Below are 25053 nucleotides of genomic sequence, written 5' to 3' on the forward strand. Positions count from 1 at the left end.
AATCATAGTCTGATTGGCAACTGCATTATACCTTGCACATTTGAATCCAGTAACAAATGCACATGTTGAAATTATTAATGATCTAAAATCACAAGCTGACAAAATAATTGTAATGCCGGTTATTTTCATGAAAGAAGATTCTGAAATTAATAGTAAGAGTTTTCCATTTGGTTTTGAGATAAGAAAAAAAATGATAGAGTCAGTTTTTGCCGATTCAGTTGAGGTATCACGAAATTATACATTCTTTGCACCATTCTCAAAATACATGCCACCTCTTTTATCACCAAATTCTTGGAAGCTACGAAAACAAATTCTAAAAGGAATAGAAGATGATTATTTCACATACACTGGAGACAAAGCAGAAGGATACATGCTCAAGATGTATCGATTAAGACCAAAAGTTGGTACCAGAAAATCAATTTCTGCTGCGTCAGTCAAAGAAAAGATGTATGATTCAGTAGAAAAAGCAGATTCAGGATGGAAAAATAATGTGCCAGAACCCGTAGCAAAAATCATTCAAGAAAACTGGAATATTATAGAGAGATTTGCAAAAATGGAAGATTTGACTACACGTGTTCTGGGAATGAAGTTTCCAAAAGAAGGATGGTCAAAATAATAGTCCTATTAGGATTTTTTTGATTTCTTCCATCTATCCATATTAAACATGGCAAAGCTAATCATAAAGAAGATAATCATTGCTATGCCAGTCACATATGCATAGTTGAATCCATCTCCAGGATGATTCTGTTCATGATAATAGTTAATCCCAAATGTTGCAATTAGTAAAAAAAGTCCAATGAATGAAAATTTCCTGTGAGTTTCCAAGAATTATTATTTTATTATTAGGTATATGAACTAAGAATTCTCTTTTTTCTAAATTATTTATGGAAATAGATTAATTATGACCAAATCCTCGAATTGGTGTGAAATTTTCTAATTCAAAATTTGTTTGGTTTGATGGAAAATTAGTCCCCATACAAAAAGCAAAAGTTCCTGTGACAACTCATGCAATTCATTATGGAACATCAGTCTTTGAAGGAATCAGAGCCTATTGGAATTCAGAAAATCTGTTTATCTTTAGGCTAGGTGAGCATGTAAAGCGGTTTAGAAATTCTGGAAAATTTTATTCCATGTCTTTGAATTATTCTAATGAAGAGATCAAAAAGGCAATAACCAATTTATGTAAAAAAAATAAGATGAAAAAATCCTGCTATATCAGACCCTTTTACTTTATTGGTCAATACGGAATAAATCTGCATGTTACAAAAAATGCACCAACACACCTTGCAATCTTTATGTTTCCATTTGGAGATCTATTTAACAAAAATGGTATCACTGCAGGGGTGTCATCAAAGAGAAAGTTCTCTGATGCGTCAACTCCAACGCAAGCAAAGATGGGCGGAAACTATCTAAATTCAATCATTGCAACTCAGGAGGCAAAGAAAAAAGGATTTGATGAGGCGATTCTTCTTGATTTGGAAGGAAATGTAAGTGAGGCACCTGGAGAAAACATCTTCATAGTTAAAGGAGAAAAGATGTACACTCCACCAATTAGTTCATCAGCCCTTAATGGAATTACCAGAGATGCAGTTCTAAAAATTGCAAAAGATAGTGGTTACAAAGCATCAATCAAGAAATTCAACAGGAATGAATTGAACAGGGCAGATGAGATTTTCCTTACAGGAACTGCAGCAGAGATAACACCAATTATCAAAATTGATAGAAAAAAGGTAGGAAATGGAACGGTAGGCCCCATCACAAAAGCCATAATGTCAGAATATACGGATATTGTAATGAATAGAAAGAAGAAATATTCACACTGGTTAACGGCGGTATACTAATGAGAGTGGTACAAATTGGAACCGGAGGATGGGGCAAAAACCATGCAAGAATTCTTTCACAGTTAGACGTTCTTGTTGCAATTTGTGATGCCGACAAGCAAAGATGCAAAGAGTTTGGAGAAAAGTACTCTGTTAACCAATACGACTCTATTGATTCATTGTTATCTTCAGAAGATTTTGATGCAGCTGTAATCTGTACACCTACATCAACACATGCAAAGATTGCCACGCAATTGATTCAAGCAAAAAAACATGTTTTCGTTGAAAAACCCATGACGTATCTCTCAGAAGAAGGCGAAGATCTCATGAAACTTGCTGAGAGAAATAAAGTTCTTCTCACCTGCGGATACATTGAGAGATTCAACCCAGCAGTAGGCATTGTAAAAGATTTTGTTAAATCAAGAAAATATGGAGAATTGGTTATGCTAGAATTTCATAGAGAAAATAGGATGCCCTTGCATATCAAAGATGTAGGAATCATTTACGATACATCTGTACACGATATTGACACAGCCATGTGGCTTTTTGATGATACCCCTGAAGTAATTTTTGCAAGGGCAGGCAAGATAAGACATGAACATGAAGACTTTGCATCAATTATGCTAGGATTCAAAGACAATAAAGTTGCAATAATATCATCAAACTGGATTACACCAACCAGAGTCAGAACTTTCAATGCAGTATGTACTGATGCAATAATTTCATCAGACTTTATCACACAAGAAGTAAAGATTGAAACAAATAATGATACAGAGATTCCTCGCAATGAAAAAAAGGAGCCACTGTTACTTGAGCTTCAAACATTTTTGGGAGCAATTGAAGGAAAAAACGAGTTATTAGTAAAAGCACAGCATGCAGTTAACGTAACAAAGATTGCAGAAGCGGCACTTTTATCTAGTCAGAAAGGAACCCCGATTTATCTCGATTTAAAATGAAAAAAAGTATGATAGACATCTTAGCGTGTCCAATTGACAAACATTTTCCACTTGAACTACTAGAGTGTAAATCAAAAACAGAGATAGTTGAGGAAGGAGTATTGTACTGCACAAAATGCTCGAGATTCTACCCAATTATAGAAGAGATTCCAATAATGTTACCCGATGAATTACGTGACAAAAAACAAGATATGGAATTTTTGAAAAATAATAAGGATAAACTTCCTGAAAAAATAATTAAGCAGGCATCACCATGGCACTTGTGAAGCTCTTTTGGTAACAAATCATATTTCTCAAAAAGCAAAGATTGGAAAAAATGTAAGCATCTGGCATTTTTCGTATGTTGGAGACAATGTAGAGATTGGAGACAATGTCAAGATTGGTTCTCTTGCACACATTGACTATAACGTAAAGATTGGAGAAAATACAAAGATCGAAGGACTTGCTTACATTCCGCCTTTATCGCGAATTGGAAAGAATGTGTTTATCGGACCAAATGCTGCACTAACCAATGATCCATACCCAATGTGTGACAAAATGATTGGAGTTACGATTGAAGATGGTGTAATAATTGGTGCACGCGCAGTGATTAAGGCAGGTGTCACTATAGGAAAGAATAGTGTTGTTGCAATGGGGGCAGTAGTAACCAAGGATGTTCCTCCAAATTCAGTAGTTGTTGGAGTTCCAGCTAAAGTAAAGTACTCAAGAGAAGAGTATGATAAAAAACAAAAAGATTGGTTGGAATCTTAGTTAGTGTAGTTTTTCAAGTTTATCGAGTCGCTTTTCAATTTCGATTAGCTTATTGATGATAATGATGTGTGTCTTTTTTGCATCAATTCCAACTGGACTATCAGGACTAGTAATTGCTTGTCCGATTTCTTTTTTTGCGTTCTCATCAACTTCTAAATTCATTTCTTATCTGTTAATGCCCACATTCTAGACATATACTTTTGCAAAGATTTAGCTACTAATCTGTTTTTGAAATATCCATTTTTTGAATTTTGATAAAACATAAACCCAAAGTACAACAAGAATTATTGCAACAATTGCCTTTATTCCAGAAGATATCACTTGATCGAATTCTCCATATCCAGATATCGATATAGGTCCAAGAACTGTAATCACTATTCCTCCTCCAATTAATAACAAAACCCACATTGCAAAGATAAAGATGTAAAGTGATTTATTCAAAATTTAATCACCGTCAAAAAGGCACTAGTCACTGCCAAAATTCCTGCAAATACTGCAAGTTTGAATATTTCGTATCCAACTTGCTTTTCAGATAATGGTTTATCCCCAAGAATTAGCCTAACCAAGGTTACAGGAGCGGTCTTTTCAGTAGTAGCCTTTAGCTTAAAGTCATCTGTATGGGTTACAGGTTTTGCTTTAATCTGTCTGTGTTCAACAATTCTCTTCATGCTGGAGAGAAACAAAAATGAGTTAATCACTGCTGGGAGTAAAGCAATTGCTGCTATAATTTCAACTCCACCTACAATTGCAATTGCACCATACATTGCACCAAGTGTCAGTGCCCCTGAATCACCTGGAAAAATTTTACTTGGAACTTTATGATACTTGTAAAATGCAAGTGAGACAAAACCCAAGGGCAAACTGATCAAAGCCACCTCATAGTTTTGAACTATTACCAATGAGATTGTCAAAGCAAAGCTTGCAATGGTCATAAAACCACTTGCAACCCCATTTAGCACATCAATTGAGTTGATTGTGTTTCCAGTAATTGGAATCATTACAATCACTATTGCAAGATACAGTGCAGGAATTACAGCATCACCAAAAATTGGAAAAGATAGATTTGAATCATATGCACCAAGGAGAATTATCGGTACTGCAGAAACTGCAAGTGCAAGTGGTTTGAACCATCCGCCCATTACCTTTCTATCATCAATCATTCCGACAACAAAGGCCATGCTAGTTGTAGCAATTACTGCAAGAATTTCATTCATTTGTAAAAATGCATACAGTGTAAATTCTGCTGCAAGAATTCCTGCAATGAGTACAGGTCCGCCAGGTCTGACCACCATTACTTCACCAGGTTTGTTAAAGTCTTTGACAGCCATCTTACGCTTCTCAAGGGCTTTGATTAAAAATGGAGTAATGACAAAAACAGTAAAGAAAGCAACTACAGATGTAATTATTCCTGGAATTATTAGCTCAGACAATTATCTACCCTTCCGTAATTGAGACTTTATGTTATCTGCAAGTGTTGAACCAATTTTATCAATCTCTGCCAATTTTTTAACAGGAATTGCAGCCAAATCATCAAGATTTTTGATTCCAGTATTGTATAGTTTTCTTGCACGAACTCTTCCTATTCCCTTGATCTTTACAAGGTCAAGTAATTCCTCACGTATTCCATAGACTATACGCTTTCGAAGTGAATCTAATTCATCAAGTAAATCTGGGCGTTCCATCTGCTTTGCAAGCTCCCTCAAGCAATACACTAGCCAGTTTGATGTCTCAACCATTCTGTGCATATCACCTGATTCAATCTTTAGATTATCAGACAGTGAGACCTCCGAAGATTCTGTTATCCAAGATTGCAGGGCCAATAAACTTCGATTGCAGTCATACTCGGATATTGGTTCCAATAATTCAGAGGAATGATTTTCAATCATAAGACTAGCAGTCTCATAGTCCTTGTTTCGCAATGCAAATTTTGGGAAAAACTCTTCACTGTTTGATACAAGATGTAAAAATCCAAAGGTATGATTTCTTTCTTCTGAAACATTTTCTAATGCTTTTCTAAAGTAGGATGCAGTTAATGGATCAATGTACAGCTTGGAAACTTTTTTCCCAAAATCAGTTGCGGCATATCTATCACCTTTTTTAATTAAAAATCCCTCATGAAGTAGATATCTTGTTGCAATATCAATTCCAAATTTCATTGTAGATTTTCTTGATTGTAATCCTCCTAGTGTTTGCAAAAAGAATTCAAGAATTTCTTCCTTTTTAATTCCAGGAGTTGTAACAACTACGCTAAGCAGATGAATTCGTAAAGCCTTATCATCTGTAATCTTTGATTCTATTGGTTCAGGTTCTCCACGAATGTAATATTCAATTAATTCATCAGTGTTTGATTTTCCAACGATTATTGCTTCTCCAAACTCATCATATTGAGGCCTACCTGCTCGTCCACAAAGCTGCTTGTATTCTAAAACGCTGATTGGTTTGTTCGCTCCAATCTTTGCATTATATCTTGCTATGTTTGAAATTACAACTCGTCGTGCAGGAAGATTTACTCCTGCTGCAAGAGTTGGAGTTGAGGAAAGTAATTTTATCCTCCCACTACGAAATTCATTTTCAATTATCTCTCTACAATTTTGATTTAATCCTGCATGATGAAATGCAACTCCTTTTTTGACTAGCTCAGCCAGAGTCTTTACTAGTGCAGTGTTTTCATTATTGCTCAGTATTTTTTTTGATGTCTCCTCTAGAATTTTTTTCTCAGATTCTTGCAGATACCGTGAAATAATTTCAGATGCCTTAGCAGCTAATGATGCAGATCTGGTTCTAGTTTCAGCAAATACCAAGGATTGGCCGCCATCCTTTACGGATGCTGCACCCAAGTCAATAGGTGCACCACGAATGGTTGATTCTACCTCAAAAAATCTCCCATCACCCATAGTCACGCTTCCCCCATCATAGACTCCTTCAGATAGTGGAACCGGTCTCCATGAATTTTCAACTAGAGTACATCCAAGCCATTTTGCAATCTCATCAGCATTAGTTATGGTAGCACTGAGACCTACAATCTGGGGCTTGTTCTCTAAAAGTTTGAGTTTTGTTAGAACCATTTCTAGTGTCGGTCCTCTGTCCTGGTCCCCAATCAAATGGACTTCGTCAGCAATAACTAAACCAACATCATCAATCCATTCAGCGCCATGTCTGACTAGTGAGTCCATTTTTTCATTTGTTAGAACCAAGATGTTTCCTTTCTCTAGATTTTGATCAACTGATTCAAAATCTCCAGTGGATATCATCACCTTTGTTTTACCCATGTTTGAAATCTTTTCAATTTTTTTAAACTCGTTAAATTTTTCAGAAGCAAGTGCACGAAGTGGGCTCAGATAGATTATTTTTCCATTATTCTCAAGTAGATATTTTATCATTGCAAGTGTTGCAATCAGTGTTTTTCCACTGGCAGTTGGTGCAGAAACTAGAATGCTCTTTCCATCTAAGAGACCGGCCTTGATCGTATCTTCTTGTGGAGGGTAAAGATCCTTGAATCCTTGTTCCTTAAAAAAATCAATTATTGGTTTTGGAAAATCTAGCTCTGATATCTTCATACTCGGTTATAGTGACCGGGTTTTGATTCATAAATAGATGCTTCGCGAAGCATTCTTCTAATGTAGTTTCTTGCTTCCTCCTCGGTAAATTTACCTGATTTTTCAAGCTCCTTTACAAAGAGTTTTTCTTCTACTGCTGTCTTGTTTTCTCCTTCCAAAGATTTTAGAACATCCATGAAGAGCTGCATCTTTGATACTTCACTTCTTGGTCTTCCTTGTAGGACACCTAGATCAACTTTACCGGTGTTTACATCCACTCCAGCATCTTGAAGCATGCTTTGAATTAGGAAGATCGCTCTTTCTGCATCTTCGCCATCGGCTTGATCTTTCATCAATAGTCTAGCTCGTGCAGTAGTCAAACGAATTAGTCCCTCAAGCTGTCTTGGAGTAACAGTAATCATCTCTTCAGAGTCAACATTTCTCATCTTCATATAGTACTCTAGAATTTTTTCTTCAGCATCTTTAGTTAATACTGGATCAATTCGTTTAGAGTATGCAAGATATTTTGTCAAGATATCAACATCAATCAAAGAGCGATTCTCAACTCCTGCGGGAGTATGAAGATCAATAATGTGTTGTGCGATGGTGCGATCTCTTTCTTTTGATGGAATGTCTCGTACGACAAATATCAGATCAAATCTTGTCAAAAGAGGAATCGGGAGATTTACATTTTCAGTGATATTTTTGAATGGATCATATTTTCCATACATTGGGTTTGCAGCTGCAAGAATAGAAGTTCTAGCGTTTAGTGTTGCAACGATTCCTCCTTTTGCAATGCTTGCAGATTGTTGTTCCATGACTTCGTGTAGTGCACTGCGGTCTTCAGGTTTCATCTTATCAAACTCATCAATGCAGACTAGTCCTTGGTCTCCAAGTACAACTGCTCCTGCCTCTAACATCATAATTCCACTCTTGTCTCTAACAACTGCTGCAGTAAGACCTGCTGCAGTAGAACCTCTACCGGAGGTGTAAAGACCTCTTGGTGCAATTCTAGCACAGAATTTTAGCATCTCACTTTTTGCGGTACCTGGATCTCCTACCAAAAATACGTTAATGTCACCACGAATCTTGCTTCCATCACCGAGTAGTCTTTGAGTAGAGCCAACGACTAGAAGCAAGATTGCTTCTTTGATAAGCATCTGGCCCTGAATGTGGGGGGCAAAAGAGTCTACTAGTCTTTGATAGATGTCAGGATTTCTTGCCAAAGATTTGATAATTTTTTCTTCTTCTGGTGAAATCTCTTCCCTCTCTGATTTTCTAGAGGTCTTTGAGCCACGGCCTCCTAGGAATTCAATGTTGTTACCATCAATTCTTAATCTATACAGCCCACTGTTTACCTTGCTTACTCCAGCAATGGGTTCTTGCTCGATTCTTACAATTCCAGTAAGGATGATTCTATCACCTGGTCTTGCGTTATCAACCAAGTCTTGCTTTATTGCCACATCAATATAGTGAGGGAGTTGACCGGGTGGAAGGTCTTCAGGAAGTTCTTGTAATCTTAAGATTTGAAAGTCTATGAATTTGCTAGTTTCAGGTTCAATGTCTAGTTCTCTATGAGTACATTTAGGATCACTGCATTTGTTTGGAGTATTGACACTCATTCCTTTTAGTAGAATGATTTGTGTAAGGTGTCCATCAGGACATTTGTAGATTAGTTCTCTTGCAAGTGGCTTTACTTCGGAGGAACGAACTACCATTCCCGAGACACTGGTCATTCTGTTGATTACTTCGGCATTGATTTGTCTAAGGCTACGCTGAACTGGATAGTTGACAATACGTGCCCTAATGTCGTCTTTAATCTTTTCAGCATATTTTGAAAATCTTTCTTGAAGTATTTCCTTTATTGCGCGAGCGAATGCAGATAGAATTTGATCTGGATGTTCATTAAACCTTGAATCAATTTCTGGAAAAGAAACAAGATCATTGTAATCAATTACGATAAATTTGGAATTCTTTGGCATCATGCCATCGATCTGTTCAACATACTTGAAAGAGCCAGATTTGTCTTTGAATTGTACAAGAAATGACTTTACCATGTCTGCAAGTGCAGACTCTGTCATCTGTTGAGTTTCCATCGTCAATTCAAATCACCTAAAATTTGTTTTGTGAATTCTTCGCTGATATTATGCAGGTTATTATAGAATTCCCTCTCCTCGACTGTCATCTTTTTTGCAAGATCAGCAGTCAGCTTAGAAGAATCTGCCAAATGAATAATTTTTCCGTGTCTTTTTCTAACAAGTGTGTTTAGCATGCTTTGGACTTTGTCAAAGTCTGACTCGTTTAGTCTTTTCATGTATGCCTTTAGCTTTATGTAAAAATGTGGTTCTAATGTAGAAATCTCAAATGCCCCCTGAACATTTTCTTTAACAATTGCTTGTTTTAGCTCAACTACCATGTCTGTATCTTGAATTTGACCTAGCTTCTCTTTCTCCAACACAGATGCAACCCATCGTGGAATGTTGAGCATCTCGCCTTGATTTCCAGTAACGTTAACACCAGCAACATCAAGTTTTAGATCTTGCAGTAGGCTAACCTTTACGTCCTCAAGCTCAAAGGAGGTCCTGTGCACCTTTTCAAGGGATGCTGCGTTCATGAGATCAATTTATCCCGGTTTGAACTTGATGTATCGGATCGATCAATTCTGTTTACCAAAAGGTCAGATCAATTGATCCTGTATAAATCGTTTTTATGCGGGTAAGAAAATCATCAGATCGATGGGTAATTCTCATTTTATGTGGGTAGAAAAATACAGGCCAGCAAAGCTATCTGAGATAGTAGATCAAAAAGAGATCATCGGTAGTCTTACTTCTCTTTTAAAAAATCAAGATGAGATGCCACATTTACTATTTTCAGGATCTGCAGGTATTGGCAAGACCACTGCAGCAGTCTGTATATCACGCCAAATTTTGGGAGAGCATTGGAAGGATTACACACTTGAGCTAAATGCCTCAGATGAGCGTGGCATAAACATGGTAAGAGATAGGGTTAAAAAATTCTCAAGATTTGCAGGATTGGATACTCAGATACCATTTAAGATAATTATTTTGGATGAGGCAGACGAGATGACATCAGATGCCCAGACTGCATTGCGTCGAATCATTGAAGACACTGCAAAATATTGCAGATTTATTCTAATTGCAAATAATATCTCAAAGATTATTGCGCCAATTCAAAGTAGATGTGCAGTATTCAAATTTACATCAATTCCAGAAAAAGATGTAATTGATCATCTAAAGGTTATAGCTAAGAAAGAAAAACTAAAGGCAGACGAAAAGGGCCTAAAGGCAATTTGTGATTATGCGGAAGGAGACATGAGGCATTCAATTAACTTGTTGCAGGCAGCTGCTAGTTTGGGTGATATTACTGAGGAGCATGTAAAGGGTGCTGCAGGACTTTCAAAGACAAAAGATGTCAGTGACATTCTAAAGCTTGCACTGGATGGAAAGATTTCAGAGGCAAGAGACAAGATGGTAGAGCTTGTCAAAGTATATGGCATGTCAGAATCAGATTTTCTAAAATACATTAACTCTGCAGTCTTTAAGACAAAGCATGACAATCTAGGCGAAATTCTTGAGGTAATTGCAAAATATGATTATCGATTACTTATGGGCTCTAATCCAGAGATCCAATTGTCAGCACTTTTGGCTGAGCTTAGCAAGTTTGGAAAAAAGTAAGCGCAGAGAGAGGGATTTGAACCCCCGGGTGATTGCTCACACAGGCTCTCAAGGCCCGCGCCCTACCGAGCTAGGCGACCTCTGCGAACTTCGATGATATCAACTGATTAAAATTTGTTAAGAACGCTTAACGTAACAATGGATCAAAAATAAAGAAAGAAAGATGTTGTTTTAGTCGTGTGCGTGTGGATTAGCACTGCCAGATTCCATTTTGGTATATGTTCCAGCTGCTTTCTCATGTGCTTCTAAGTTAGATTGATCAACTTTGATAGCTTGAGGAGGACAGACTGAGACGCATGCCATACACCAGATGCAATCATGTTCTCTGATTGGATCTGCTTTGTCTGTGTAATCCTTACGTTCTTCTTTTACAGAACTTCCAGTACCCTCAAAAGTTTCATTAATTACTTTTTTTGCTGGGATATCTTTTTCAGTTCTGTACCATTGGAAAACTTGTACTGGGCAGGCTTCGATGCAAGCACCGTCTGCTACACAAGAATCCCAATCGACTGCGACCATTGTTCCGCTGACACCTAGTGGCTCAAATTTTTCACCACGGGCCTTGTAAGCTGCTTGAACTTCCTCGTTAGATGAAGTTTCAGCGTCGCCTCTTCCTGGACCCCACATGAAGTGAAAGTGTTCACCGTCTGCGTGATTAATTTTTCCGATTGGCTTTAGACCTTCTGGAAAATTTTCTGCAATTGGCATGATACACTTTTTGTCAAATAATATTTAAACCTAGACAAACTTAGTCGCCACTAAATTTTCAGATCGCTAGAAATTAGAAATTATAACACCGTTTTTTCCTTACGTTCATATCTTTTCAGAAGATGTCTGATTTGTTGGATATTTACAAATACGATATTTATCGTGGGCCAAACATTGGAATTTACACCAAGACAAACGACAGTTTTGTCTTTTTACCAAATGGATTTGCAAAAGAAAAATCAGATACACTTGCAAAATATTTGAAAACAGAAATTCTAATCACATCAATTGCAAACACAAGATTGATTGGAATTATGATGGCATTAAACAATAATGGAATTCTTTTACCTAGTACAGCATCAGAGCATGAGCTACAATTTTTGAAAAAAGAGACAGGGCTTAATGTAGAGATTTTGGATACAAAACACAATGCGCTAGGCAATATGATTGCAACAAATGATTCAGGTGCAATTGTTTCACCATCGATACCAAAAGAGTTGTTGAAAAAAATACAAGATGTGTTAGGAGTAGAAGTTTTACAAAAAAGAGTGGCAGGATATCACCAAGTCGGTGCGATGTTGGTATCAACTAGTCATGGCGGAATAATTCATCCAGAAACAGATGATGATGACATTAGAATAATATCAAATGTGTTAAAGACTGAGATAGAACCTGCAACTATTAATGGAGGAATTCCATTTGTAGGTTCCGGTGTTCTAGCAAATAATAATTCAGTCGTAGTTGGTTCATTTACTAGTGGGCCTGAAATAATGATGCTAACAAGAGCATTTCAAAGTTGAAGATAAGATTTTGGATTCGATACTAATTCATCTAGATTAATTTTAGATTCTTTTCCATCTTTCATATTACGTAGTACAATTTTTTTCTCTGCAAATTCGGTAGGTGCTACAATAATACTAAACATGGATTCAGATGCTGCATCCATCTGTTTTTTTAGCTGTCTGCCAACAAGATCCACAAGTGTAGGAACTTTTGCTTGTCGTAGTTTTGATGCAAGACTCATTGCATGAGGAAGCATCTCATCATTTACATATAAAACCGAAACTCTGGGTGGATTTTGTTTATTTTCAATTCCTTGATCCTTCATAGTGAGAATTATTCTCTCCACCCCTCCTGCAACGCCAGTTGCACCAATATCATTTCTTCCAAATGCTTCCGTTAATGCATCGTATCTTCCTCCACCTGCCAGTGCACCAAGATCTGAAGAGTCATCAAATACTTCAAAGACAGTGCCAGAGTAATAATCCAGTCCGCGAACTATTCCAAAATTAATTCTAATATTTGATATCCCTCTGTTGTGTAAAGAATTCCACAATCGCTTAAGATAATCCCATGATTCAATAGAGGAGACGTCTATTTTTTTCTCAATCTCTTCAGGACTGCCCTTGATACTGGCAAAATCAAGTAGTTTTTGAGTAAATTGATGACCAAGTGATTCTTCGTATTCTTTAATGAGTTCATCACGGGATTTTTTTGCCACTTTGTCAATCAGCCTAAAGGAATCAGCAAGAATTTTGTCATCAACAAATGAGGATTTTGTTTGAGGTATTTTTCTAATAAAAGACTCTACAAGCTTTCTATGATTAATTTCAATGACAATGTTTTTGAGTCCTAGTTTTTCAAAAAGTCTTGAAGTAAACTCTATTACTTCAGATTCAGATTCTAAGCTTGGTTTTCCAAATAATTCAATGTTCCATTGGTGAAAGAATCGATATCGTCCTTTTTGGGGTTCATCATAACGCCATACTCCTCCAAAGGATCCAAGTTTTGCAGGAAGTTTCAATGATTTTTGTGATGCAACATACCTTGTCAATCCCACGGTGAAATCAAATCGTAATGCAATCTCGCGTTCCCCTTTGTCTTTGAAAAAATAAATCTCTTCACGAATAGCTGGACCAGACTTAGCCTCCAATGTGGAAAGGGATTCGATTGGAGATGGATCCATTAGTGAAAAACCGAAAATTTGTGCAGTCTCTAGGAATTTTTCTCTTACATATTCTATTTGGTATAATTCTTCAGGATCAAAGTCCTTCATACCTCTAGGTAGTTCCAAGTTATCATGTCATTTCATGATTATGATTTAAGACTTTGCTGTAATGAAATTTTCAATTCATTTTAGAAGATTTAACTCTGCCATGGTAATCTCACCAGATATTCTTACCTGTAAGTCATTGGCATCATGGAAAGTAATATTCTCATTTGGATTGTCAATTTTTTGCTTAATATCTAATATGTGCTCATCTACTTGACTCTGAAGTTCATATAATGCTTTGAGATATTTCTCATCATCAATCTCACCCATGTAATATTGATTCATCTGCTTCTCTAGGCTTCTCTGAATTTTGTAGTTATCATCTGCCAGTTGTTTTTTTACTTCTAAGACTTCATCATATGTGGTAGAGTCATAAAGAAAAACAAACAGCACAGAGCCTACTGCTGTTAGAATTAGTAGTATTAATGATACGGGAATCATAAACAATTTTTGATATAAACTCCATTTAAGAAACTAGATGTCCAGAATATACAGAATGGGTTGAGAGGCTACTCTCTAATCATTTTCTTAATCAGTAATGATCCAACTAATCCAAATATTGCACCCGGAACCATAGTGATTCCCCAATATTGAAAAACAAGATTAGGATATAGGTGTAAAACATCATAAGCTAATACATCTGGAGACAATTCAAAGAGAAGAAAAGTCATAGTTACCAAAGGAAAACAGTAGACAAAGAACATTGAGCCTATAATTGTGCCAGATATCTTTTCAGAGTGTCTTATTCTCTTTTTAATAATAATTTCTGCAATCACTGATGCAATAATTGGTGCAGCGTACAACGGGATGTATTGGTAAAGTAATTCATTTGTAAGAATATCAGAAGTGATGTTTAGAAAAACTAGAGAGATAATGGATATAATCCCTGCCCCAAATCCAACAAATCTTACCGCAGAAAGAAATATCATAGAACCGACAAGCGGCAGCCCAAAAGATAATCCAACTGCGACGTATGGATCTGGATTAAAGTTGTGAGTCTCCCCTTCAGAAATTGGAAGAGTAAACATGAAATTAAATGAAATTGAAATAAACCAAAAAACTCCAAAGGAAACCGGTAAAATGATTTTATAAAAATTGACGTTTCCACCAAAATGTATTTTCATTCTGGTAATTCCTATAACAGAACCTAATGCAACCATCATCATTCCAAGCAAAATGACAATATGAGTAGGACTAAGAAGTCCATCTATACCAAATGCCTCATGCCAGTAAAAATCACCAGGTCCTGCAATCAATTGCAAAACAGCACCGATGATAATCATTTTTACACCTAGTGAAACCGAGTTTTGCCGTATCTCTTTTTTAAAAAATAAAATCCCCAATCCAAGAACTGCACTAATTACACCAACTCCGACTCCAGAATACAAAATCAAATGAGATGGAGTAAAGAAAGTATCTGGTATGTTTAGAAGATGAGAGGTAACATCCCAGCTTCCACCCCATATTGCTATGGCAGAACCAGACATGGCAATTAGAAACGAAATTAAAAGTATATTTTGAGATTTAGAGTATTCTAAATTTCTAGATTCCATATTTTTACGCCTTTAAAGATCTGATTTAAGACTTGGGATTTGATTTCATCATCCATCTTCCTATCTATTAATACTGCATAGTATTTTGAAAAGTAATTGAGTTACAAATTCCTTGAACATGCAACAGATGCAATCATTGAAGTGACTGCCCCAAATTTGAATGAGGCATTTACTCAAGCAGGATTGGCAGTAGTCGACACTACACTAGATATAAAATCGGTTAAAGAAGAAGAGGAGAGATATGTGTCTGTAGCTGGCTCCACCCTAGATTATCTCTTATTTGATTGGCTTGAGGCAGTAATTTATCAATTAATTACTGAAGGATTTGCAATCTGCAGATTTTCTGTAAAGATTACAAAAGAAACATCTTACACCTTAGAAGCGACAGTATATGGAGAGCAGATTGATTTGAAGAAGCATCACTTCAAAGTAGAGATAAAAGCACCAACATTTCATGAAATGGAAATAAAGCAAAATGGTGAGATATACATGAAATTTTTGTTAGACCTGTAGATTATTTTATAATGGAATATGTTGTACAAAATACATGGAAGATGAAGAGTTAGAGAAAATAAAGCAAAGAAAACTTCAAGAGATGATTTCTGCACAAAAAGAGATGCAAGAACAATCTCAGGTAAGTGTTTTGGAATTAGATTCTACAAATTTTGATAGCACTATTGCTTCAAATAATCTTGTTTTGGTAGATTTTTGGGCCGAATGGTGTGGTCCATGCAAAATAATGCATCCAGTTTTTGAGAGAATGGCAAAAAAATATCGTGAAATTAAATTTGCTAGAGTTAATGTTGATTCAAACCAGCCTATTGCCCAAAAATTTGGTGTTCAGGCAATTCCAACTTTTATTATGTTTCAGGGAGGCCAAGAGGCAAAGCGTATGATGGGAGCAGTTGGTGAGCCAGGCATACACATGATTGCAAAAAAATTCTTAAACATTAATTAAAAATCGGACAAATTTATCTGAAGTATCTACTTTTGTTGTAGAACTATACGTGTCTGGTTTACTTTCTTTAGCTTTGATAATTAAGAATAAACCATATGATTCATAGAAAATGGCTAATTTTGAGCAATCTTGGTCAAAACCACAATCACCCGGAATGGCTGATCAAATTCGTGGAACGATCAAAAAAGAAGGTCCGTTGAAGCCCAAAGTAGAAAATGCAATGAGAAAGATGTCTCAACCAATTGCAAAATTGGATTACATGTCAAATAAATTGGCAGAAAAAGACGCTAAACTTTTCAAACGCATTGTTGAGGCAAGACAGAGACATGATTTAGGGATGGCAAGAGCACTTGCAAACGAACTTGTCGAATTGAGAAAAAACGAGAAGAAAGTTAGCGGTATGCGTGTCGCTCTAGAACAAGTACAGCTTAGATTAACTACAGTAAACGAAGTTGGAGATGTTGTTGCATCATTACAGCCAGCATTAGAAACAATGCGTGTAATGGGCCCAGCTCTTGCAAAATTCATGCCAGAAGCAAGTGCAGAATTCGAATCAATGGGAAGTGCATTAGGCGGCATGATGTCCAATACATTTGAAGGATCGTTTGATTCTGATGTTGGAACATCAGCTGATACAGATGCAATATTGAGTGAGGCTTCTGCAGTTGCAGGTGCACAGATTGGTGAAAAATTCCCATCTGTACCGACTTCTATTCGTTCATCACTAGATGAATCATCTGCTGAAAGCTACTAAGATTACTTTTTTTATTTTTTATATTCTAAAAAATCTCTAATTATATTGATTACCATGATGAAAACAATGCCTTTGCAAAGCTTTCTGCTCTTGAGAATCTAGAATTGATCTCTTGCCAATCTACAACATTCCACCAGGCAGCAATATAGTCAGGTCTTTTGTTTTGATATTTTAGATAATACGCATGCTCCCATACATCCAATCCCAAAAGGGGGACAAGTTGTTCTATTACAGGGTTATCCTGATTTTCCATTGCTTTGTATTCAACGTTTTTTGATTTTGGATTGTAAACAAGCCAGCCCCATCCACTTCCCTGAATTGTTGCAGTTTTGTTAGAAAATTCTTCTTTAAATTTATCAAAACTTCCAAATGATTTGTCTATTGATTTTGCAATATTTCCATCTGGTTTTCCACCTGCACCTGGTGCCATACTCTTCCAAAACATTTCGTGGTTAACATAACCACCACCATGAAAGTTGATCTTTCCGCGAATTTCTGGCTTTACTTGATCCAAATCAGCAAGTATTTTGATTACTCCTTGATCTTGATTTTCTTCAGACATGTCTTCCCAAGCATCATTTAGTCCATTGGTGTATGCCTGATGATGCTTTGTATGATGAATCTCCATAGTCTGAGCATCCAAATGTGGCTCTAGTGCATCATACGCATAAGGCATCTTTGGAAGCTTGTGTTCAACCACGGGGATAATACGTCATGCTTTGTTTTAAACTCGTTGAGAACGAAAAAGTATAGAGGGTTTCTAGGTTACTGCAGTTTTGGGCTGTTCCCGCACTACAAATCCTCCTTCTGTACATTCAGGAGGAGGAATCTTCTTTGCACCGCCTAGACCAAGTGTTGTAATAATTACCGACGCCATAATTATTGTAAATACTATCTGCGGGTAGGCCTCAGCATTAGGAAGACCCATAGTTAGTGGAAATGTTGCCAAGACAGCTGCTGCCAATCCACGTGGGATCATTATAGTGGTTACTTTCTTGTCAAGCTTTGAGAAGGAATTCGTTAGAGTCATCTTACTTAGAATCACTCTACCAATGTAAATTGCTACAGTTGCAATTATTCCAAATATGACATATTCTATATTTCCAAAGCTTGCTAATAGTCCTACAAAGACAAAGAAGAATGTTCTAACCAAGAAGGTCAATTGATTATGCATGGAATCATTTGTGTCAATGTTTGGCATTTTGAATCGGAATAATTTTGCAAAACGATGCTTGTTTCCCACCATCAAGCCAAACACTAGTGCCGTTAATGCCCCAGATTCTCCATAATGATTTGCAAAGAAGTATAGTACAAACAAAATTCCCAAAGTAAGCATGTATACGTGCTGACCCTTCATGAATTTGCTTGATAGATACATCCAAGGCAATCCAACACCTAGACCAAGAATTAATCCCACAGCAATTGAGCTTCCAATTGTATCACCAAGGGTTTGCAAGTCTAGGGTTCCAACAACTATAGCACCAAACATTACAAATGCAACAATGGTGGCCAAGATGTCTGTAAGGGCTGATTCAAAACTAAGTAGAGATTTTGCTTTATCAGAAATTCTAAGATTTCTGACCAATCCAAACACAATTGCAGAGCTGCTTCCACCAACAATTGAGCCAAGTAAAATGCTATCAAGCCACTCCCATCCAAAACCAAAGTGAGCTAAAGCAGCTACAATTCCTACAGATATTGCAAATCCTACAACGGATAATATTACTGCAAAATGAGCAGTCTTTGCCATACTCTTCAAATCAAGATTTAGTCCACCATCAAACATGATGATAATTAATGCAATAGCAGCAAAATATGGTACGATTTCAATTATTACATCAGGTTGAATCAATCCTAGTACAGGTCCAATGATCACACCTAGAATCATCAAGAATGCAACATCTGGAATTCCAGTTTTTTTGAAAAATGCCTCACCTGATACTCCTAGAAATATTGTAACTCCAGCAGCTAATAACAACACAGGAGCTGAAACGATAGAATCAGAAGCAACAGAATGTACAATATTATTAATCCAATCTAATGCCGGCCCAATTACGGCAGTACCCGAGGATTCACCGGAGGTGGGAAAGATGCCACTTAGATCTATTGATAAATTATTGCCATCAATTTTTGGAAGAGACAATCCCCCTACATACTGATTAAGGATTTCTAGTATGCTAAGTACAAACTGCATCCGAATCGATTTTAATTTAAAATTTGACTAATAGCAAACCGTGTCAAGAATATTTGATTCCGATGGGTCAAAAACAGTGCATTTGTTCCAAGGCATATTTTAGAAGTTCATTAGGCGCTGACGGTACTCTAGGATCAGAGATTTTAGCTGAGGCTTGTACTCAGAGATGAATTGTTTCACCATTGATTCACTTTCAATGTCTTCCATGTCTAACTGCATATCGTCAGGTAGTTGTGCATTCATAGAGTATAGTACTTTTATTGCATCTATAGGCTGCCCCAGATTCATGGCATAATCAAAGGCACGCTCCATTCTATCGATTACAGTGTCAAATTTTTGTAATGACATACTGGAAATATGTCTGGTGAGATAAAAAAGGCAAGGTAATGGTATAATCCTGTTTATTTCGTCTAGTATGCAACTTTTCGAATAAGGTGTGGTTCCTTAAGAAGTAAAATATCATCATGCCTACTTGCCAAATCAACTCTCTTCAAATTTAGATTCGTTACAACGGTAAGGGCTTCACATCTTGTGCAGAGAAAGGTTTTGCCATAAGAGATGTTTTCAGCTATAACATTTTCTTCTAACTTATCGGATTTGTTACAGGTAGGGCACAACCTAGGATCAGAAAGAATCGTGATGATTTCCTTAACATAAAATGTTCTTGCCAATTTCAATACAGGGTTTTGTCCTAGCATTAAGAGTTTACAAAAAGGCAGGCCACAAATTGCTCGCCATCCTATAATATTTCTCTGCCATGATACTATTCATGTCGCTAACAGTTCTAACCTGTTACCCCCAAAAGCCAGACATAGAGTCATTTCCTGGTGGAAGTGAGGCCAAAAACCCTCTTCCAACAGGAGTGAATGAACTTTGGATGGAAGTTGCAGGGTTATCATGGATTTTTCTTGAAGACGATTTCACTTAGAATACTATGAGGAGGTGTTATGATGAATAAAACTAGAAACATAATTCTAACATTGGTGCTTTCCTTAGGTCTGATATTTACTGGTTCTCAGGTTACTGAAGCATATGCATTATCCACAGCAAAATATGTCAATACAGATGTTGCAATAAAAACTCAAGCAGATAGAATCAAGGATACTGTAGCAGTCAACAAAAAATTTGAGATGAAAAACATGATTCTTGAGGCAAACTTTGCAAAGTCAAAGGCCGATGCAAAGTTGACACTAGACAAGGATTTGAAGAAGGCTTCCAGTAATAAGGTAAAGATCAAAAAAGCCTATGAGAAATATGATGCAGAAATTACGAAAATCAAAAGCACTTATGATAAGCAATTCAAACAGCTAAAATTTGATCATTATCAAGATCTTCAAAGTCTAAAAAAGATGTACTCTACCAAAATTCAGTACTCCTAATCACTAATTTTTCCAAGTGATTTTTCTCATTTTATAGAAAACGATATTTATCATAAATTATTATACTCATACTAGTGGGTAATGATACGATAAAAATACGATTCAAACTAAAGGGAGAATCAGAAATTAGAATAGAGATAATATCAAAAAATCAATTTGATAAAATAAAAAAACTACCAATAATGGAATTTTGTGAGATTTTTAAAGATGACTAGAGAGAGAGTTCTTTTTCTTGGATTTCTGAAGTATTCAAAAATTCATTCCATTCTTTGTTTTTAGGAAGTTTGATAGTAAATTTTGTTTCTTTACCAACAATGCTCGAAACAGAGAGGGTTCCTCCGTGTTTTTCAATAATGTTTTTACAGCTTGGCAATCCCAAGCCGGTTCCTACCTGTCTTGTAGTAAACAAAGGATCAAAGATTTTTGGAATTATTTCTGGTGGAATTCCGGGTCCAGTATCTTTGACTTCAATTAAGACAAAATCTCCTCTATCAGATATTTCTTTTCCAGTTACAGTTATTGCTCCTTTTTGTCCACCTATAGCTTGAATAGCATTCATGAATAAATTTACAAAAACAACTTCGAGTTTTTCTGAATCACAATGAATTGTAATAGATTCTAAAGGAGGATGTATTGTTATGTGCTCTGGTAAATGAATCCGGTCTATGCTATCGGAAACTATCTGCGACAAGGAATGATCTTTCTTTGTCAATGGAGTATTTCTTAGATAATCCAATACATCTTCAATCTGGTGTTGCATTCTATCAATTGCTCTGTTGACTCTAGTCCACTGTGAATTTTCATGTTCATCCATTTTTCCTTCTCGTTTGAGAATTAACATCTCGACCGTGTTTTTTAAGACACTGAGTGGATTTCTCATATCGTGTGCAATTCTAGCTGTTAGTTCTCCAATTACAGAAAGTCTCTTCATTTGTAGTTCTTCAATAACTTTTTGAGCACTTCGAATATCAGAAATATCACGAATCACAGTGTTGCTTCCAACCAAATTTCCTTTTTCATCATAAAGATTAGATGCAGAGAGTAATCCCGGAAAAGTTGTACCATCACGACGTTGAAAAATCATTTCTTGATTAACTACTTCACCATCATTTTTCCAAAGTTCAAATGATCTTTTAATGTCTGGAATACTATCTTTTGAACAAAAATCAAATATTGATTTACCAATGACTTCATCTCTTTCATAACCAAATGCTCTTGCATATGGAATATTGCAATCGGTGATTATTCCTTCAAGATTTATTGTTCTATTCAAACCAGGTGACTTTTCATACAAGTCCTGATATTTTTTTACTGCAGATTCATGTAGAGATTGTGATTCTTTTAGGGAATTTACCATTTTATTAAACGATTTAGCCAATGCACCAATTTCATCATTAGTTGCAGGTAGGTTGACATCAAAATTGCCGCTTTGAACCTGAAGTGTTGCCTGCTGGAGATTTTTTATTGGTCTCACAAGGTGATTAGTAAAAACAAGAGAGCCGCCAATTACAGAGATGAGGATTAGAGAAATTGCAGAGGTTAGAATTATTTGTAAATATTGGATTTCATAAAAGGCTTCATCTTTGCTAATTTCAGCAATATAGTACCAATCAGTTCCAGAAATAGGAGTAATAGAGCCTACAACATTTTTCCCAAGATAGTTATTGTATCCATCCAGATTCCAAGTTTTTCCTTCTGATAGTCCGGTCAAAATTTTTGATTTGTCACCTGTTTGTGGATCAATCATTTGAATTTCAAGCTCGGGCCTGATGTTAATTGAATCAATAAGCTGTTTTGTAGGATTTGGTTTTGATAGCATGAACCCTTCCGAATTAATTACAAATGTATCAACAGTGTTATAATCATCGATTAAGCTTTTCAGACTTGGATTCATTTCAAATACATTAACTCGAATAGTTAGAATTCCTTCTAAACCGACTTCCCCACGAATTGGTGCAGAAATGAATAATGTTGGAACTCCAACTTCATAAAATCCATATTCATTTTCGATTGCTGCTTCAGATGGATGAATATCACTTGCAGAGATAATTCCTTGTTTTGCGAGTATGAAGTGTTCTTGTGTATTTAGATTGTAACTAATGGGTTCAATGCCTGTAAAAAATAATATTTTGTTTGTGTGTGGATCAGAAATCATAATTTGAGAGAGCCAATTATAATTGTTAATTAGTACATCGGCTTGTCTTTCCAATACAAATTGGGAATCAAAAAAGTCAGTCGAATGTGGATCAGAAATACGTAATTGCTTTGTATTCAAGATAAATAGCTGATTTGTGGCAATGTTTTCAGCATTTGACTTTCTCTCATTAATCCATTTTTCAACATTTTGTGCACCAATTCCCGATATTGAGTTTAGCTGATTCTTTAAGGAATTAGTTTCGTTGTTAATCTTTTCAACATAAAATGAACCGCCGATTAGTGCAATCGGAATCAAGCTTAGAAGCAGCATCAGAGAAATTAATTTTTTTGAGTAGCTAAAAGAACTGTATATCATCATACATCATCCATTTCTACGACTCCAGGGTTTGCCCAGTTTCCACCCCATTTCACATACAAATCGTTTAGAAATTCATCCCATTCAGATTTAGTTTGATAATCGGGGTATGGAATTGGCCTTATAGGATCTTCTGAGCTGGCAACTATTTTGAATTGCCCATTATCTAGAATCTGACCAATCCGAAGTACTTTGGCCAAATGTTGGTTATTTGGATCTATGCCAACTGTTCCCCCAGGTGCAGATAGGGTAAGGCCCTTTATTGCATTTCGAACATTATGTAAACTCGTTGTTTCTGCCTTTTCAACGGCCTTTGCATAAAGGAAGATTCCATTGTATGCAGCCTCCATTGGATCATCAGTTACACGGTCTTGTCCATATTCATTCTTGAAGCTTGTAACAAAATCCCTATTTGATTCATTTTCTAAACTTTGAAAATAATTCCATGAAGCATAATCTCCTTTAACATATTCAGCTCCAATGTGTCGTATTTCATCTTCTGCAATACTAAATGAAATTGTTGGAATGTTTTCAGAAGTTATACCGTTTTTTCGTAAGGTTTTAAAAAAATAGACATTACTATCCCCATTAATGGTATTTAATATTACATCTGGATTGGTTGTAGAAATTTTTTCAATAACATCATCAAAGTTTTTTTCTCCCAGTAGTTTGTATTCTTCGCCAACAACTTCTCCACCAAGCATCTCAATCTGATGTTTAATTATCTCATTTGCACTTCTTGGAAATACATAATCAGAGCCAACTAAGAAAAATCTTTCTCCCAAGTTTTGGTGTGCCCAAATTACTGTGGGCATAACTTGTTGATTTGGTGCTGCACCTGTATAAACAATGTTTGGTGATTTTTCAAGTCCTTCATATTGTACTGGATAAAACAAAAGGTGATCATATTTTTCAATTACAGGAAGCATTGTTTTTCTGCTTGCAGATGTCCAACCACCAAAAATTACATCGACTTCTTCTTGTACAATAAGATGTTCTGCCTGATTGGCAAAGGTATCCCAATCGGATTGTCCATCTAAAACTATAGGAGTAACTTTTCTTCCAAGAATTCCACCCCGATCATTGAGTTGTTTTATTGCTAACAGAGTAGAATCAACAACTGGTTTTTCACTAATTGCCATGGTTCCTGTCAAGGAATGAATGATTCCAATCTTTATTGGATCATCTTCAATAATTGGAACATGATATGATTTTGGCTGATATTCGACTAGTGTTTCTTGGGAATACTGTTCATTTCCTAAATTGTATAGAGATAATGCAGTTGCTGCAAGGATGAATACTCCAATAATGGTAATTGTTACAAGAACCTTATCCATAGTAAAAAAATGACTTGTTTCTAGGAAATAATTTGTTTGTGTGAATCAAACATACCTACTAGATTTAGATTTTTTATTGAGATAGGACATGAGGGGGAGTCTTTTGCCCCCTCATGTAATAACATGACTTGATATGTATGCTATAATCAAATGATATTTTACCATACCAATCCTTTTGCGGTATGCCTAAACTTCTTTCTCTCTAGGAAAAACTATCTTCAATAATTCAGTAGGAGAGTCAATGACATGTTCGGGATTTTCTTTTATCAAGGCCTCCTTGGTATTGTACCCCCAGGCCACTCCAATAGTGTGTAACTTTGACTTTTTTCCAGCAGTAATATCCCTGACTTCATCTCCTACAAAGAATACTTGATTAGGGTTCAATTTTTTATCATGAAGGATTTTTTTGATAATTTTGTGTTTGCCAAAAACGCTTGGACCCGAATAAAAGAAATCAAAGATATCCAAGTTATTTCCTTGTAGAAATTTTTGAACGTTTGACTCAACGTTGGTAGTAAGTATGCCTATCTTACATCCCCGCTTTTTTAATTCCAATAGAGGTTCACGAAGCTCTAAGGGAGGTTTCAGATAGGCTATTTGATTATTGATCTCCTTTCTTGTTTTTCTTACAACAAAAGGTAGTTTAATCAAAGATATTCCAAGATGTTGAAGAATTTTTCTGGGTCGTTTTCCACGTAGATATTCAATTTCGTCATCTTTAATTTTCTTAAAATGAAATTCGTCGGATAATTTGTTTAATATTTTGATTATTGCATCAAGGGTATCAGCTATAGTTCCATCAAAATCAAAGATGACAGTTGGATTTGACAATTCTTAGGCCCCAGTCT

30 protein-coding genes and 1 tRNA gene are annotated in these 25053 nt (G+C 36.1%); 12 read left to right on the plus strand and 19 right to left on the minus strand.

The genetic code is table 11. The features are described from left to right. Positions 1–13 precede the first annotated feature (13 nt). Entirely contained in the window at positions 14–616 is a 603-nt protein-coding gene (locus C6988_RS03310) for a nucleotidyl transferase family protein (RefSeq protein ID WP_182133585.1), read from the plus strand. Between the two features lie 8 nt (positions 617–624). On the opposite strand, the gene C6988_RS03315 is transcribed toward C6988_RS03310, so the two are convergent. Then, on the minus strand, positions 625–825 hold the full coding sequence (locus tag C6988_RS03315) for a hypothetical protein (protein WP_182133587.1): 201 nt from the start codon (positions 823–825) through the stop codon (positions 625–627). A 98-nt stretch (positions 826–923) separates the two neighbouring features. Here C6988_RS03315 and C6988_RS03320 point away from each other — a divergent pair, with 98 nt between their 5' ends. The 4 genes from C6988_RS03320 to C6988_RS03335 are packed head-to-tail and all read left to right on the plus strand — an operon-like array spanning position 924 to position 3526. Further along, complete coding sequence (locus C6988_RS03320) at positions 924–1841, plus strand: branched-chain amino acid transaminase (protein ID WP_182133589.1); 918 nt, start codon at positions 924–926, stop codon at positions 1839–1841. Next, positions 1841–2776 (plus strand): Gfo/Idh/MocA family protein, encoded by a 936-nt coding sequence (locus C6988_RS03325; RefSeq protein WP_182133591.1) that lies wholly within the window; start codon positions 1841–1843, stop codon positions 2774–2776. Before C6988_RS03320 ends, C6988_RS03325 begins: the two co-directional genes overlap by 1 nt. Continuing rightward, the gene (locus C6988_RS03330) at positions 2773–3042 is read left to right on the plus strand and encodes a Trm112 family protein (protein WP_182133593.1); all 270 of its coding nucleotides are present in this window, start codon (positions 2773–2775) and stop codon (positions 3040–3042) included. The genes C6988_RS03325 and C6988_RS03330 overlap by 4 nt, the downstream gene beginning before the upstream one ends. 7 nt (positions 3043–3049) lie before the next feature. Continuing rightward, a complete protein-coding gene (locus C6988_RS03335) occupies positions 3050–3526 on the plus strand; it encodes an acyltransferase (RefSeq protein WP_182133595.1) in 477 nt (158 codons plus the stop codon). On the opposite strand, the gene C6988_RS03340 is transcribed toward C6988_RS03335, so the two are convergent. The 6 genes from C6988_RS03340 to C6988_RS03365 are packed head-to-tail and all read right to left on the minus strand — an operon-like array spanning position 3527 to position 9676. After that, positions 3527–3688: a hypothetical protein gene (locus C6988_RS03340; RefSeq protein WP_182133597.1), complete on the minus strand. Its 162-nt coding sequence runs from the start codon at positions 3686–3688 to the stop codon at positions 3527–3529. 48 nt (positions 3689–3736) lie between these two features. After that, a complete protein-coding gene (locus C6988_RS03345) occupies positions 3737–3967 on the minus strand; it encodes a hypothetical protein (protein ID WP_182133599.1) in 231 nt (76 codons plus the stop codon). Then, positions 3964–4956, minus strand: a complete 993-nt coding sequence (locus C6988_RS03350) for an MraY family glycosyltransferase (protein WP_182133601.1) — start codon at positions 4954–4956, stop codon at positions 3964–3966. The genes C6988_RS03345 and C6988_RS03350 overlap by 4 nt, the downstream gene beginning before the upstream one ends. Next, positions 4957–7083, minus strand: coding sequence for a DEAD/DEAH box helicase (locus C6988_RS03355; RefSeq protein WP_182133603.1), 2127 nt, complete (start codon positions 7081–7083; stop codon positions 4957–4959). Further along, positions 7080–9158, minus strand: coding sequence for a minichromosome maintenance protein MCM (locus tag C6988_RS03360; protein WP_182133605.1), 2079 nt, complete (start codon positions 9156–9158; stop codon positions 7080–7082). Before C6988_RS03360 ends, C6988_RS03355 begins: the two co-directional genes overlap by 4 nt. 2 nt (positions 9159–9160) lie before the next feature. Continuing rightward, positions 9161–9676, minus strand: a complete 516-nt coding sequence (locus C6988_RS03365; RefSeq protein ID WP_182133607.1) for a DNA replication protein Gins23 — start codon at positions 9674–9676, stop codon at positions 9161–9163. 121 nt (positions 9677–9797) lie between these two features. Here C6988_RS03365 and C6988_RS03370 point away from each other — a divergent pair, with 121 nt between their 5' ends. Beyond that, complete coding sequence (locus tag C6988_RS03370) at positions 9798–10757, plus strand: replication factor C small subunit (RefSeq protein WP_220463402.1); 960 nt, start codon at positions 9798–9800, stop codon at positions 10755–10757. A 1-nt stretch (position 10758) separates the two neighbouring features. Here C6988_RS03370 and C6988_RS03375 read toward each other — a convergent pair. Together C6988_RS03375 and C6988_RS03380 are read right to left on the minus strand one after the other, a co-directional pair. Beyond that, positions 10759–10842, minus strand: a tRNA-Ser gene (locus C6988_RS03375). 86 nt (positions 10843–10928) lie between these two features. Further along, complete coding sequence (locus tag C6988_RS03380) at positions 10929–11465, minus strand: 4Fe-4S dicluster domain-containing protein (RefSeq protein WP_182133609.1); 537 nt, start codon at positions 11463–11465, stop codon at positions 10929–10931. Positions 11466–11599: 134 nt separating this feature from the next. Here C6988_RS03380 and C6988_RS03385 point away from each other — a divergent pair, with 134 nt between their 5' ends. After that, positions 11600–12265: a translation initiation factor IF-6 gene (locus C6988_RS03385; RefSeq protein ID WP_182133690.1), complete on the plus strand. Its 666-nt coding sequence runs from the start codon at positions 11600–11602 to the stop codon at positions 12263–12265. On the opposite strand, the gene hisS is transcribed toward C6988_RS03385, so the two are convergent. The 3 genes from hisS to C6988_RS03400 form a co-directional block, all read right to left on the minus strand. Continuing rightward, positions 12256–13539 carry a histidine--tRNA ligase gene (hisS, locus tag C6988_RS03390; RefSeq protein ID WP_182133611.1) on the minus strand — a complete coding sequence of 428 codons (1284 nt, stop codon included), beginning with the start codon at positions 13537–13539 and terminating at the stop codon, positions 12256–12258. The genes C6988_RS03385 and hisS overlap by 10 nt on opposite strands. A gap of 57 nt (positions 13540–13596) precedes the next feature. Then, positions 13597–13959 (minus strand): hypothetical protein, encoded by a 363-nt coding sequence (locus C6988_RS03395; RefSeq protein WP_182133613.1) that lies wholly within the window; start codon positions 13957–13959, stop codon positions 13597–13599. Between the two features lie 68 nt (positions 13960–14027). Further along, positions 14028–15071 (minus strand): hypothetical protein, encoded by a 1044-nt coding sequence (locus tag C6988_RS03400; RefSeq protein WP_182133615.1) that lies wholly within the window; start codon positions 15069–15071, stop codon positions 14028–14030. A 96-nt stretch (positions 15072–15167) separates the two neighbouring features. Between C6988_RS03400 and C6988_RS03405 the strand changes: the two genes are divergently transcribed. From C6988_RS03405 to C6988_RS03415, 3 genes are all read left to right on the plus strand, one after another. After that, positions 15168–15584, plus strand: coding sequence for an archease (locus C6988_RS03405; protein WP_182133617.1), 417 nt, complete (start codon positions 15168–15170; stop codon positions 15582–15584). Positions 15585–15618: 34 nt separating this feature from the next. Then, a complete protein-coding gene (trxA, locus tag C6988_RS03410; RefSeq protein WP_182133619.1) occupies positions 15619–16029 on the plus strand; it encodes a thioredoxin in 411 nt (136 codons plus the stop codon). A 109-nt stretch (positions 16030–16138) separates the two neighbouring features. Continuing rightward, positions 16139–16783 (plus strand): Snf7 family protein, encoded by a 645-nt coding sequence (locus tag C6988_RS03415; RefSeq protein ID WP_182133622.1) that lies wholly within the window; start codon positions 16139–16141, stop codon positions 16781–16783. Positions 16784–16832: 49 nt separating this feature from the next. Here C6988_RS03415 and C6988_RS03420 read toward each other — a convergent pair whose 3' ends face one another. The 4 genes from C6988_RS03420 to C6988_RS03435 form a co-directional block, all read right to left on the minus strand. Continuing rightward, positions 16833–17483 carry a superoxide dismutase gene (locus C6988_RS03420; protein ID WP_182133624.1) on the minus strand — a complete coding sequence of 217 codons (651 nt, stop codon included), beginning with the start codon at positions 17481–17483 and terminating at the stop codon, positions 16833–16835. Between the two features lie 60 nt (positions 17484–17543). Next, positions 17544–18926 (minus strand): cation:proton antiporter, encoded by a 1383-nt coding sequence (locus C6988_RS03425; protein WP_255464193.1) that lies wholly within the window; start codon positions 18924–18926, stop codon positions 17544–17546. 150 nt (positions 18927–19076) lie between these two features. Beyond that, the gene (locus C6988_RS03430; RefSeq protein ID WP_182133628.1) at positions 19077–19325 is read right to left on the minus strand and encodes a hypothetical protein; all 249 of its coding nucleotides are present in this window, start codon (positions 19323–19325) and stop codon (positions 19077–19079) included. 62 nt (positions 19326–19387) lie between these two features. Then, a complete protein-coding gene (locus tag C6988_RS03435) occupies positions 19388–19648 on the minus strand; it encodes a hypothetical protein (RefSeq protein ID WP_182133630.1) in 261 nt (86 codons plus the stop codon). Between the two features lie 98 nt (positions 19649–19746). Here C6988_RS03435 and C6988_RS03440 point away from each other — a divergent pair, with 98 nt between their 5' ends. Together C6988_RS03440 and C6988_RS03445 are read left to right on the plus strand one after the other, a co-directional pair. Then, positions 19747–19905, plus strand: coding sequence for a hypothetical protein (locus C6988_RS03440; RefSeq protein ID WP_182133632.1), 159 nt, complete (start codon positions 19747–19749; stop codon positions 19903–19905). Positions 19906–19927: 22 nt separating this feature from the next. Next, on the plus strand, positions 19928–20356 hold the full coding sequence (locus C6988_RS03445; protein ID WP_182133634.1) for a hypothetical protein: 429 nt from the start codon (positions 19928–19930) through the stop codon (positions 20354–20356). Positions 20357–20567: 211 nt separating this feature from the next. Here C6988_RS03445 and C6988_RS03455 read toward each other — a convergent pair whose 3' ends face one another. The 3 genes from C6988_RS03455 to C6988_RS03465 all read right to left on the minus strand — a co-directional run bounded on the left by C6988_RS03455 (position 20568) and on the right by C6988_RS03465 (position 25036). After that, positions 20568–22871, minus strand: coding sequence for a PAS domain-containing sensor histidine kinase (locus C6988_RS03455; RefSeq protein ID WP_220463403.1), 2304 nt, complete (start codon positions 22869–22871; stop codon positions 20568–20570). After that, complete coding sequence (gene urtA / locus C6988_RS03460; protein ID WP_182133640.1) at positions 22868–24205, minus strand: urea ABC transporter substrate-binding protein; 1338 nt, start codon at positions 24203–24205, stop codon at positions 22868–22870. Before urtA ends, C6988_RS03455 begins: the two co-directional genes overlap by 4 nt. A gap of 186 nt (positions 24206–24391) precedes the next feature. Next, positions 24392–25036: an HAD-IA family hydrolase gene (locus C6988_RS03465; protein ID WP_182133642.1), complete on the minus strand. Its 645-nt coding sequence runs from the start codon at positions 25034–25036 to the stop codon at positions 24392–24394. Positions 25037–25053 lie beyond the last annotated feature (17 nt).

It is taken from the genome of Nitrosopumilus sp. b1, assembly GCF_014078545.1.
Classification (GTDB): Archaea; Thermoproteota; Nitrososphaeria; order Nitrososphaerales; family Nitrosopumilaceae; genus PXYB01.

Bases quoted from the DNA above. Each gene is read 5' to 3' on its own strand.
- C6988_RS03325 (WP_182133591.1), top strand. From the start codon at position 1,841: ATGAGAGTGGTACAAATTGGAACCGGAGGATGGGGCAAAAACCATGCA.
- C6988_RS03330 (WP_182133593.1), top strand. From the start codon at position 2,773: ATGAAAAAAAGTATGATAGACATCTTAGCGTGTCCAATTGACAAACAT.
- C6988_RS03340 (WP_182133597.1), bottom strand. From the start codon at position 3,688: ATGAATTTAGAAGTTGATGAGAACGCAAAAAAAGAAATCGGACAAGCA.
- C6988_RS03355 (WP_182133603.1), bottom strand. From the start codon at position 7,083: ATGAAGATATCAGAGCTAGATTTTCCAAAACCAATAATTGATTTTTTT.
- C6988_RS03360 (WP_182133605.1), bottom strand. From the start codon at position 9,158: ATGGAAACTCAACAGATGACAGAGTCTGCACTTGCAGACATGGTAAAG.
- C6988_RS03365 (WP_182133607.1), bottom strand. From the start codon at position 9,676: ATGAACGCAGCATCCCTTGAAAAGGTGCACAGGACCTCCTTTGAGCTT.
- C6988_RS03370 (WP_220463402.1), top strand. From the start codon at position 9,798: ATGGGTAATTCTCATTTTATGTGGGTAGAAAAATACAGGCCAGCAAAG.
- C6988_RS03380 (WP_182133609.1), bottom strand. From the start codon at position 11,465: ATGCCAATTGCAGAAAATTTTCCAGAAGGTCTAAAGCCAATCGGAAAA.
- C6988_RS03395 (WP_182133613.1), bottom strand. From the start codon at position 13,959: ATGATTCCCGTATCATTAATACTACTAATTCTAACAGCAGTAGGCTCT.
- C6988_RS03400 (WP_182133615.1), bottom strand. From the start codon at position 15,071: ATGGAATCTAGAAATTTAGAATACTCTAAATCTCAAAATATACTTTTA.
- trxA (WP_182133619.1), top strand. From the start codon at position 15,619: ATGGAAGATGAAGAGTTAGAGAAAATAAAGCAAAGAAAACTTCAAGAG.
- C6988_RS03415 (WP_182133622.1), top strand. From the start codon at position 16,139: ATGGCTAATTTTGAGCAATCTTGGTCAAAACCACAATCACCCGGAATG.
- C6988_RS03430 (WP_182133628.1), bottom strand. From the start codon at position 19,325: ATGTCATTACAAAAATTTGACACTGTAATCGATAGAATGGAGCGTGCC.
- C6988_RS03440 (WP_182133632.1), top strand. From the start codon at position 19,747: ATGTCGCTAACAGTTCTAACCTGTTACCCCCAAAAGCCAGACATAGAG.
- C6988_RS03445 (WP_182133634.1), top strand. From the start codon at position 19,928: ATGAATAAAACTAGAAACATAATTCTAACATTGGTGCTTTCCTTAGGT.
- C6988_RS03455 (WP_220463403.1), bottom strand. From the start codon at position 22,871: ATGATGATATACAGTTCTTTTAGCTACTCAAAAAAATTAATTTCTCTG.
- urtA (WP_182133640.1), bottom strand. From the start codon at position 24,205: ATGGATAAGGTTCTTGTAACAATTACCATTATTGGAGTATTCATCCTT.